The following is a 9,765-nucleotide window of genomic DNA, read 5'->3' as shown; positions in this document are numbered from 1 at the left end:
GTCGTGCGGGATTCGAACCTGCGACCAATTGATTAAAAGTCAACTGCTCTACCAACTGAGCTAACGACCCATTATGTGTGCTGCTGATGACAATTCGGCGCCTGTCGTGCGGGATTACTCGTCCTGCGGACTCGCCCTTCGGGTCAACGCTACGCGCTGCTGTCTCGCTTCGCTCGGCTCGAACCTTTAACCAATTGATTAAAAGTCAACTGCTCTACCAACTGAGCTAACGACCCATTATGTGTACTGCTTACTATAATTTCCTGCTGCTTTAACGTTTTACAAGTTGTCTTGGCAACGGCGGCATATATTACTAATTTCTCTTCACAGTGCAACTTAAATTTCTGTTGAAGCGTTTAACTGCTTGTTCTTCACTCGCCAAAGTCCAGAAATTAGTCAATATGACCAATTCCTGGACTCGAAAATGGCTAAAGAGCAGATAAACGTTTCTGTGCCTGTTTAGCAGCATCAGTATTAGGATATTGCTTGATCACTTGTTGATAAACCGCCTTCGCTTTATCGCTTTGGCCTTTATCCTGCATGATCACCCCAACTTTAAACATCGCTTCTGAACTTTTTGGAGACTTTGGATAATTTTTTACTACAACAGCATAATAATATGCAGCGTCGTCTTTCTTACCTTTGTTGTAATACAACTGCCCTAACCAATAGTTGGCATTAGGCTGGTAAGTCGACTTTGGATACTGTTTCACAAAACCTTGGAAAGCAGTGATCGCTTGATCAAATTGCTTTTTCTCAAGAGCCAAAGAAACGGCTGCATTATAATCGCTGTTTTCATCACCAGTACTTGCTGCAGGTGCCGCTGCGGCAGCAGTATCGGAACTTCCAGCCGCAGAATTATCTGTCGCAGCACCAGTAGCCGCAGAAGCTGAACCCTGCGCCCCCTGACCACCGCTCAGACTCTCCATCTGCTGGTAGATCTGTTTTTGCCGCTCAACAATTTGATTGAGCTGGTACTGATTTTCTTGGATCTGACCGCGTAAACTATCTACATCGCGTTGCGAATCGGATAGCTGTTGCTGAAGTTGAGTTAATAGTTGGCTGTGAGCGTTGGAAATACGCTCAAGTTGAGTGACCCGATCTTCTACCGAGCCGGAGCCGACATTACTGATTGGCGCTTGGGCAGTAGCGGCCCATGGGACCGCTACGCCAACCAGTAACGACAGACCCACTAAGTGACGTCTGAAGTTACTGTTCATGCGATTCTCTTAGTAAACCAGAACTGCACGACGGTTTTTAGCGAACGCTGCTTCGTCATGGCCCAGTACTGCTGGTTTCTCTTTACCGTAAGAAACGATAGAGATCTGGTCAGCCGAAACGCCTTTACCTTGCAGATACATTTTCACAGCATTTGCACGACGCTCGCCCAACGCGATGTTGTATTCTGGCGTACCGCGTTCATCCGCGTGGCCTTCAACAACAACTTTGTAAGATGGGTTGCTACGCAGGAATGCAGCATGTGCATCCAGCATTTGAGCGAAGTCAGAACCGATATCGTATTTATCGAAACCGAAGTAAACGATATTGTTCTTTTGCAGTTCTTGCATCTGAAGACGAGCTTGCTCTTCTGAAGACAAGTTGCTGCCATTTTCTGTACCAGTGCCAGCGCCCATGCCAGATTGGTCATTATTTGCGCTTTTGTTAGAACTACACGCAGCGATTGCCAGAACTGGCAAAGCCAACATTAGCCCTTTTAGCACTTTGTTCAGTTGCATCTCTTTGATCCTTTTATAGTTTGCCATACATACGTATTTACACATGCATCACAGATACGGCGACCAGGCAGGAAATTTGACCTGTCCATCAGTTGCCGGAAGACGCGCTTTGAAACGCCCATCAGTCGAGACCAGCTGTAACACAGCTCCCAGCCCTTGTGTCGAGCTATAGATAACCATGGTGCCGTTAGGCGCGATACTAGGCGTTTCATCCAGGAACGTGTCCGTTAATACTTGAACGGCTCCCGTTTCTAGATCCTGTTTGGCGATGTGTTGTGCCCCACCATTAGAACTAACCAATGCCAGGAACTTACCATCAGGACTCACATCTGCGTTCTGGTTCTGAGAACCTTCCCACGTGATTCGCTGTGGTGCACCACCATTAATATTCACTTTATACACTTGTGGACGACCGCCCTGATCCGAGGTATAGGCCAGATTCTGGCTATCCGGGAACCAGCTTGGTTCAGTGTTATTGCTACGGCCATCAGTAACCTGGCTGATTTGACCAGATCCTAAGTCCATAACATACAAGTTCAAACTACCGCTTTTAGATAACGCGAAAGCCAATTTAGTCCCGTCCGGTGAGAAAGAAGGCGCACCGTTATGACGAGGGAATGAAGCCACTTGTCTGATTGCACCATTAGCCAGCGTCTGAATAACCAGTGCTGACTTACCACTCTCGAAAGTGACATAAGCAATTTTGCTACCATCTGAAGACCAGGCTGGTGACATCAAAGGTTGTGGCGAACGGTGAACGACAAACTGGTTGTAGCCGTCGTAATCAGAAACCCGCAATTCGTGTGGGAATTTGCCGCCGTTGGTTTGCACAACATAAGCAATACGGGTACGGAAAGCACCTTTGATCCCTGTCAGCTTTTCAAATACTTCATCACTGGCAGTATGCGCTGAATAACGTAACCATTGTTTAGTTACTTTATACTGATTTTGCGCTAAAACGCTACCGGCTGCACCAGAAGTATCGACTAACTGGTAAGAAACCACATAGCTACCATCAGCACTCGGTTGAACCTGACCAACAACAACAGCATCAATACCCAACGCAGTCCAGGCTGCTGGCGTTACTTCTGCCGCAGTTGAAGGCTGTTGTGGCATGCGAGCCGCATCAATTGGGTTAAATTTGCCACTGTTACGTAAATCTGCGCCAACAATAGCACCGATCTCTTCAGGTGGTGTACCCGGCCCCATCCATTTAAACGGAACAACACCAATTGGACGAGCAGAGTCTACCCCTTGGGTAATCTCAATTCGAACTTCTGCATGTAACACAGAAGCCCACAAAACTAAAAAGCCTAGCGCAACTCGAAATGCCTGCTTCATCTTATCTCCCTTATCCGAGCGGGATGCCCGCGATAATTAGCAGAATTTTAACAAACCAACGCAAACAAAACTACATAATCCACGGTTGATCAACAAAGTTATACCCCTGTTAATCAACCCTTATTGAGGTTTAAATACAAGCGGAGCATTCTTAAACACTTCATAAACATCCGAGCTTGGAGGCTTAGGAATCTTCGCTTGTTTTGCAGCAGCGATAGCAGCCTGGCACAGTGCCGGGTCACCCCCTTCTGCTTTAACATCAATTAATAGACCATCTGGTGCTAATTTAATTCGCAGATCACAGGTACGGCCTTTGTAAAGATCTGCATCATAAAATTTACTCTGGATCGCGGCAGTGATCTGGCCCAAATAGCCGCTGACATCACCCGCTGATGCTCCGCTCTTCTTGCCACCACCTTTACCCGCAGCAGCAGCGCCCGCGCCGGCCCCACTTTTCGGTGCATTTTTGGAGTTAGCTAAACCACCAAATAAATCATCAACATCGGTTGTTGCCGCCGCTTCTGCGGCCGCTTTTTTCTTGGCATCAGCAGCAGCGGTTTTTTTAGCCTCTGCGGCCGCTTTTTTCTCAGCATCAGCCGCAGCTTTCTTCTCAGCGGCGGCAGTTGCTGCTTTCTCGGCAGCATCAGCCGCTTTCTTCGCCTCAGCATCAGCTTGTTTCTTCGCTGCTGCTGCTACAGCCGCCTCTTTTTTAGCTTCGGCTTCTGCTTTTTTCTGCGCGTCAGCTTGTGCTTTCACGATTTTATCAGCTTCTGCTTTTGCTTGTGCGGCTGCGGCCTCTGCCTGTTTCTGCTCTTCTTTCGCTTTTGCAGCAGCGGCAGCAGCAACTTTCTGTTGCTCAGCGGCCTCTTTTTGCTGCTCAGCGGCTTGTTTTTTCTGTTCTTCAGCCGCCTGCTTGGCATCTTCTTGCGCTTGCAGACGCTCTTTTTCCAATTCTTTCAGCCGTTGTTGCTCAGCAGCCTGCTTTTGCTGCAATTCTTCTGCTTGCTGATCGGCTTTTTTCTGGCGCTGTTGTTCTGCGCGTTTAGCGTCAGTCTGCTGTTGCTGCTGACGGTTATACTGTTCTGTTACTGCGCCCGGATCGACCATGACAGCGTCAATAACTTCGCCGCCAGCACCGCCGCCGCCCATTTCAGTCTTCTGCGTCAGAGAGCCCCAAATCAACAGGGCAATCAATATGATGTGCAGAACCACCGACACGATAACGGCGCGATTCAGCTTATCATTTTGCTCGGTTGCCTTACCCACGCTCGATTTCCACACTCGATGTCCGCATCTATTGCTAAAAAACGGAACTGCTAAAAACAAGGTATCTACTGGCTGGAGTGACTCTCAATCCAACCAATATCAACGCAAATTTATATCGGTTGAGTCATTAAGCCCACCGACGTCACACCCGCCTGATGCAGCATATTCAGAGCCTTGATAATTTCATCATAAGGCACCTCTTTAGCACCACCTATCAGGAACACGGTTTTCGGATTCGATTTCAATCTGGCCTGAGCCTCTGCTACAACTTGTTCTGAAGGCAGTTGCTCCATCCGCTGGTGATCTACCACCAACGAGTATTGCCCCACCCCTGACACTTCCACAATCACTGGTGGATTATCATCACTTGAGACGGTTTTTGAGTCCGTCGCGTCGGGCAGATCCACCTCAACGCTTTGCGTAATGATCGGCGCGGTCGCCATAAAGATCAGCAATAGCACCAGCAACACGTCCAGTAAGGGAACAATGTTAATTTCAGACTTAAGCTCGCGACGTTTACGACCACGTACTCGCGCCATACAACCCCCTACTTATTTGCTCTCGGCGCTGGCAAAAGCCTGACGATGCAGAATAGCAATGAACTCTTCCATGAAGTTGTCATAGTTTTGTTCAAGTTTATTCACGCGCTGGTTCAGGCGGTTATAGGCCATAACAGCAGGGATCGCAGCGAACAGACCGATCGCGGTAGCAATCAGTGCTTCGGCAATACCTGGTGCGACCATTTGTAACGTCGCCTGCTTTACTGCACCCAGAGAAATAAAGGCATGCATAATCCCCCATACTGTACCAAACAGGCCAATATACGGGCTGATGGAACCAACAGTACCGAGGAATGGAATATGAGTTTCCAGAGCTTCTAATTCACGGTTCATTGAGATGCGCATCGCACGGGAGGCACCGTCAATCACCGCCTCTGGTGCATGGCTGTTTGCGCGATGTAAACGGGCAAACTCTTTAAATCCAGAATGGAAGATCTGCTCGGAGCCCCCGAGAGTCTCGCGACGAGCCTGGCTTTCCTGATACAAGCGAGACAGCTCAATACCGGACCAAAACTTATCTTCAAAGGCTTCTGCATCGCGGGTGGCAGCATTCAGAATACGCGTTCGTTGAATGATGATCGCCCATGAAGCAATAGAAAAGCCCATTAATACCAGCATGATAAGCTTAACGAATAGGCTTGCCTGCAGGAATAAATCCAGAATGTTCATGTCAGCCACTACTTAAACTCCGCGACAATAGACTTAGGAAGCGCTCTTGGCTTCATTTGGTGTGGATCGATACATGCGATCAATACTTCTGCACTACTCAGAAGATTGCCATGTGTGTCGAGAATTCGTTGAGCAAACGTGAGAGAAGCCCCACGCATTGCGGTAATTTCACTCTGTACTTCCAGCATATCATCAAGACGTGCCGGTGCCAGGTATTCTACCGTCATGCGGCGGACAGCGAAAGCGACATGCTCACTGAGCAATTGCTGCTGGTGAAAATTGCGTTGGCGCAACATTTCAGTGCGCGCCCTTTCATAAAAGGCAACGTAGCGTGCGTGGTATACCACGCCGCCAGCATCGGTGTCTTCAAAATAGACACGTACCGGCCATCGAAACAACGTATTACTCACTCTACTTCCCAGTAATGCAGTTAACGGACACACTATACTGAAGAGCGCTAAGCTTTGGAATCACTTGAGGGAATAGAACGAAAATAATTATGGGCCGAATGGCCCATAAGGATAGATTGTGTTCAGATTAGGCGAAACGTGTACAGATTAGACAAAAAAGTAGAATAATCCCGCGGCCAAGCAAGCAATTGCGGGAAGTGGTGAGAAAAAAGCACGCAACCATATCCGCTTAGGGCGAAAACCTACCCCATGAATCACACCGGTACAAACCGCCCACACGATAAACACCTCTTGCCAGACCTCAAGTGAACTGGTTGCCGCCGCAAAACGCGAAGGGTCCCAAAACACACAGAATGCCACAGCAAAGGCGAGCACCAGTGAAAGGGCCCGCAGCGGGCCCTTATCCAGTAAATCGTATAACTTATCGGACAACATCATCATTGCCATTATTAGCGGCTTTCGCTGCTGCATTGGCTTCACTCTGCTCCAGCGCCAGAGCAGTAATGATACCAAAGGAGCAGGCCAGAAGTGTCCCTAGAATCCAGGCAAAATACCACATGCTTTATGCTCCTTAGTACAGTGAGTGCTTATTGTTTTCGATAAAGTCTTTATCAATGCGCCCGAACATCTTGTAGTAACACCAACTGGTGTACAGCAGGATGATAGGAACAAAGATTATCGCAACAACGGTCATCACTTTCAGCGTCAACAGGCTAGAGGTGGCATCCCACATTGTCAGACTGACATTCGGCACTGTGCTTGACGGCATGACGAATGGGAACATAGTTACCCCGGCAGTCAGAATCACACAGGCAATAGTCAGTGATGAGAACAGGAAGGCCCAAGCCCCTTTTTCAAAGCGCGACAGCAAAATGGTGAACAGTGGCAGAATAACCCCAAGAGCAGGCAGCGCCCACAGGCTTGGGTACTTATTGAAGTTAATCAACCATGCACCCGCCTGATGTGCAACTTCTTTGCGCATCGGGTTAGATTCAGCCGCCGTATCCAGAGCTGAAGTTATAACGAAGCCATCAATACCTTTAACTAACCAGATACCGGCCAACAGGAAGGCCACACTCATCACCAACGCAGAGATCTGAGCCGCAGTACGGGAGCGCAGATGCAACTCACCACGGGTACGCATTTGCAGGTAAGTAGCACCTTGCGTTACCAGCATGGTCAAGCTGACAACACCCGCCAGTAACCCAAACGGGTTCAGCAACTGGAAGAAGTTACCGGTGTAGAACAGGCGCATGTAGCTATCCATGTGGAACGGTACCCCTTGCAGCAAGTTACCGAATGCCACACCGAAGACTACCGCTGGCACGAAGCTACCAGCAAAAATGCCCCAGTCCCACATATTGCGCCAACGGTTATCTTCCACCTTAGAACGGTAATCAAAACCGACCGGACGGAAGAATAACGCAGCCAATACCAGAATCATCGCAATATAGAAGCCGGAGAATGCGGCTGCATACACCATTGGCCAGGCAGCAAACAGCGCCCCACCCGCAGTGATCAACCAAACCTGATTACCATCCCAGTGAGGGGCAATCGAGTTAATCATAATACGACGTTCTGTATCATTCTTACCGATGATACGCAGCAGGATACCGACACCCATATCGAAACCATCGGTTACTGCGAACCCAATCAGCAGCACACCGATCAGCAGCCACCAGATAAATCGTAATACTTCATAATCAAACATAAGTGGACTCCTGTTTACCGTGCTTCCTGCACTGGGGCAGTCGGCTGTTCAAAATGATAGCGGCCGGTTTTCAGGCTACTTGGCCCAAGGCGCGCGAATTTGAACATCAGGTACATTTCTGCCACCAGGAACAGCGTGTACAGACCACAGATCAACCCCATGGAGAATAGAATATCCCCAGCGGTGACTGACGAGTTTGCAATTGCTGTCGGCAGCACTTCACCGATAGCCCATGGCTGACGACCATATTCCGCCACAAACCAACCTGCTTCTACTGCAATCCACGGCAACGGAATACCAAACAATGCTGCGCGCAGTAACCATTTTTTCTCACCAATCCGGCCACGAACTACGTTATAGAAGGACAGACCGATAATCAGCAACATCAGGAAACCACAGGCAACCATGATGCGGAAAGCGAAATACAGTGGCAGAACACGTGGGATTGAGTCTTTAGCCGCCAACTGAATTTGTTCTTCAGTCGCATCGGTAACGTTTTGGGTATAACGCTTCAGTAACAGACCGTAGCCCAGATCTTGTTTCGCCTTACTAAAGGCTTCACGCACCGCAGGGTCAGTGTTACCCGAACGTAATTTTTCTAGCAGACTGTAAGCATGGATACCATTACGGATACGGACTTCATGTTGAGACATCAAATCACGCAAGCCGATAACCGGTGTATCCAATGAACGGGTCGCTATTATCCCCAAGGCAAATGGAATCTGAACCGCAAATCGGTTCTCCATGGTTTCTTGATTCGGGATAGCAAACAGCGTAAAGGCTGCCGGAGGCGGTTGGGTTTCCCATTCAGCTTCAATTGCAGCCAATTTGGTTTTCTGCACATCGCCCATTTCGTAACCAGATTCATCACCCAGCACGATAACCGACAATACGGCAGCCAAACCAAAGCTCGCCGCAATGGCAAAGGAACGCTTGGCAAACGGAATATCACGGCCTTTCAACAGATAGTAAGAGCTGATACCCAGCACAAACATCGCGCCAGTCACATACCCTGCCGCTACAGTGTGAACGAATTTCACCTGTGCAACCGGGTTGAGAACCAGTTCAGAGAAGCTCAGCATTTCCATACGCATAGTTTCAAAGTTGAAATCAGATGCAATCGGGTTTTGCATCCAACCGTTGGCAACCAAGATCCACAACGCAGAGAAGTTAGAGCCTAATGCAACCAGCCAGGTTACAGCCAAATGCTGATGTTTACTCAGGCGATCCCATCCGAAGAAGAACAGACCGACGAAAGTAGACTCCAGGAAGAACGCCATCAAACCTTCGATTGCCAGAGGGGCACCGAAGATATCACCGACGTAATGTGAGAAATATGACCAGTTAGTCCCGAACTGGAACTCCATAGTCAAACCAGTAGCAACCCCCAGAGCAAAGTTAATAGCAAATAACTTGCCCCAGAATTTGGTCATATCTTTATAGATTTGTTTACCAGACAGCACATAAACCGATTCCATAATTGCCAACATAAACGCCATACCCAGCGTTAGTGGGACAAATAAGAAATGGTACATTGCCGTTAAGGCAAACTGTAACCGTGACAGTTCGACAATATCAAACATCTTGACTCCTTGCTCCTCGCAGGAAGACTCCGACTTGCGGCAACCGAGCCTCCGCTAACTAAATTGGAAGCCCTGAAATTACCCCGCAGTGAATGCCCAAAAAAACACAACAAAAATAACAATATCAACTACCCAGTATTACACCGCGGTAATAGTACGCTTCTAATCCCACACAATAAATAGGATTTTACGTGACCCAGCGTTGAGTTCTGGATACAGGTCAACAAACAGGCCATTTGCCCATCCCGCCGTAGTTTGATCTAGAACAATTTAAGCTCATATGAACATTATTGCTATATTCAAAACTTGATTTAGGACAATTAATTCTTTTTCATGTTAATTAAAAGTTTGATTGTTTTTATATAACCCCGAACTGTTAATGAAATGTAATTTTATGGTTTATCTAATGCTTTATTACTGCGTTATTATGCGATCCAGATTAACGTTTAAATTTATTACACTCAGGGTGAGTTAAATCACAATTCCGAG

At 48.0% G+C, this 9,765-nt stretch carries 11 protein-coding genes and 1 other RNA gene; all 12 read right to left on the bottom strand.

Translation table 11 applies throughout. The features are described 5' to 3' along the window. Positions 1-97: 97 nt before the first annotated feature. Positions 98-229, bottom strand: a non-coding RNA gene (locus V1952_RS16820) — RtT sRNA. A 199-nt stretch (positions 230-428) separates the two neighbouring features. Then, complete coding sequence (gene cpoB / locus V1952_RS16815) at positions 429-1,220, bottom strand: cell division protein CpoB (RefSeq protein ID WP_420075155.1); 792 nt, start codon at positions 1,218-1,220, stop codon at positions 429-431. Between the two features lie 9 nt (positions 1,221-1,229). Next, the gene (gene pal / locus V1952_RS16810; RefSeq protein WP_004393299.1) at positions 1,230-1,736 is read right to left on the bottom strand and encodes a peptidoglycan-associated lipoprotein Pal; all 507 of its coding nucleotides are present in this window, start codon (positions 1,734-1,736) and stop codon (positions 1,230-1,232) included. A gap of 48 nt (positions 1,737-1,784) precedes the next feature. Beyond that, positions 1,785-3,077 (bottom strand): Tol-Pal system beta propeller repeat protein TolB, encoded by a 1,293-nt coding sequence (gene tolB / locus V1952_RS16805; RefSeq protein WP_372558366.1) that lies wholly within the window; start codon positions 3,075-3,077, stop codon positions 1,785-1,787. A 120-nt stretch (positions 3,078-3,197) separates the two neighbouring features. Further along, complete coding sequence (tolA, locus tag V1952_RS16800; RefSeq protein ID WP_193784696.1) at positions 3,198-4,343, bottom strand: cell envelope integrity protein TolA; 1,146 nt, start codon at positions 4,341-4,343, stop codon at positions 3,198-3,200. Between the two features lie 110 nt (positions 4,344-4,453). Further along, positions 4,454-4,882 (bottom strand): colicin uptake protein TolR, encoded by a 429-nt coding sequence (gene tolR, locus V1952_RS16795; RefSeq protein WP_083159585.1) that lies wholly within the window; start codon positions 4,880-4,882, stop codon positions 4,454-4,456. A gap of 12 nt (positions 4,883-4,894) precedes the next feature. After that, the gene (gene tolQ / locus V1952_RS16790; RefSeq protein WP_005188971.1) at positions 4,895-5,581 is read right to left on the bottom strand and encodes a Tol-Pal system protein TolQ; all 687 of its coding nucleotides are present in this window, start codon (positions 5,579-5,581) and stop codon (positions 4,895-4,897) included. Further along, positions 5,581-5,982 (bottom strand): tol-pal system-associated acyl-CoA thioesterase, encoded by a 402-nt coding sequence (gene ybgC / locus V1952_RS16785; RefSeq protein ID WP_032907060.1) that lies wholly within the window; start codon positions 5,980-5,982, stop codon positions 5,581-5,583. The genes tolQ and ybgC overlap by 1 nt, the downstream gene beginning before the upstream one ends. 147 nt (positions 5,983-6,129) lie before the next feature. Then, entirely contained in the window at positions 6,130-6,417 is a 288-nt protein-coding gene (gene ybgE / locus V1952_RS16780; protein WP_420075156.1) for a cyd operon protein YbgE, read from the bottom strand. Then, positions 6,404-6,541 carry a cytochrome bd-I oxidase subunit CydX gene (gene cydX / locus V1952_RS16775; protein WP_004712290.1) on the bottom strand — a complete coding sequence of 46 codons (138 nt, stop codon included), beginning with the start codon at positions 6,539-6,541 and terminating at the stop codon, positions 6,404-6,406. Before cydX ends, ybgE begins: the two co-directional genes overlap by 14 nt. A gap of 12 nt (positions 6,542-6,553) precedes the next feature. After that, a complete protein-coding gene (gene cydB / locus V1952_RS16770; protein ID WP_083159589.1) occupies positions 6,554-7,693 on the bottom strand; it encodes a cytochrome d ubiquinol oxidase subunit II in 1,140 nt (379 codons plus the stop codon). 14 nt (positions 7,694-7,707) lie between these two features. Further along, positions 7,708-9,276: a cytochrome ubiquinol oxidase subunit I gene (cydA, locus tag V1952_RS16765; RefSeq protein ID WP_372558364.1), complete on the bottom strand. Its 1,569-nt coding sequence runs from the start codon at positions 9,274-9,276 to the stop codon at positions 7,708-7,710. Positions 9,277-9,765 lie beyond the last annotated feature (489 nt).

This window comes from Yersinia sp. 2542 StPb PI, assembly GCF_048593855.1.
In the GTDB taxonomy this organism is placed as follows: Bacteria; Pseudomonadota; Gammaproteobacteria; order Enterobacterales; family Enterobacteriaceae; genus Yersinia; species Yersinia enterocolitica_E.
This window is presented reverse-complemented; position numbering and strand designations above follow the sequence as displayed.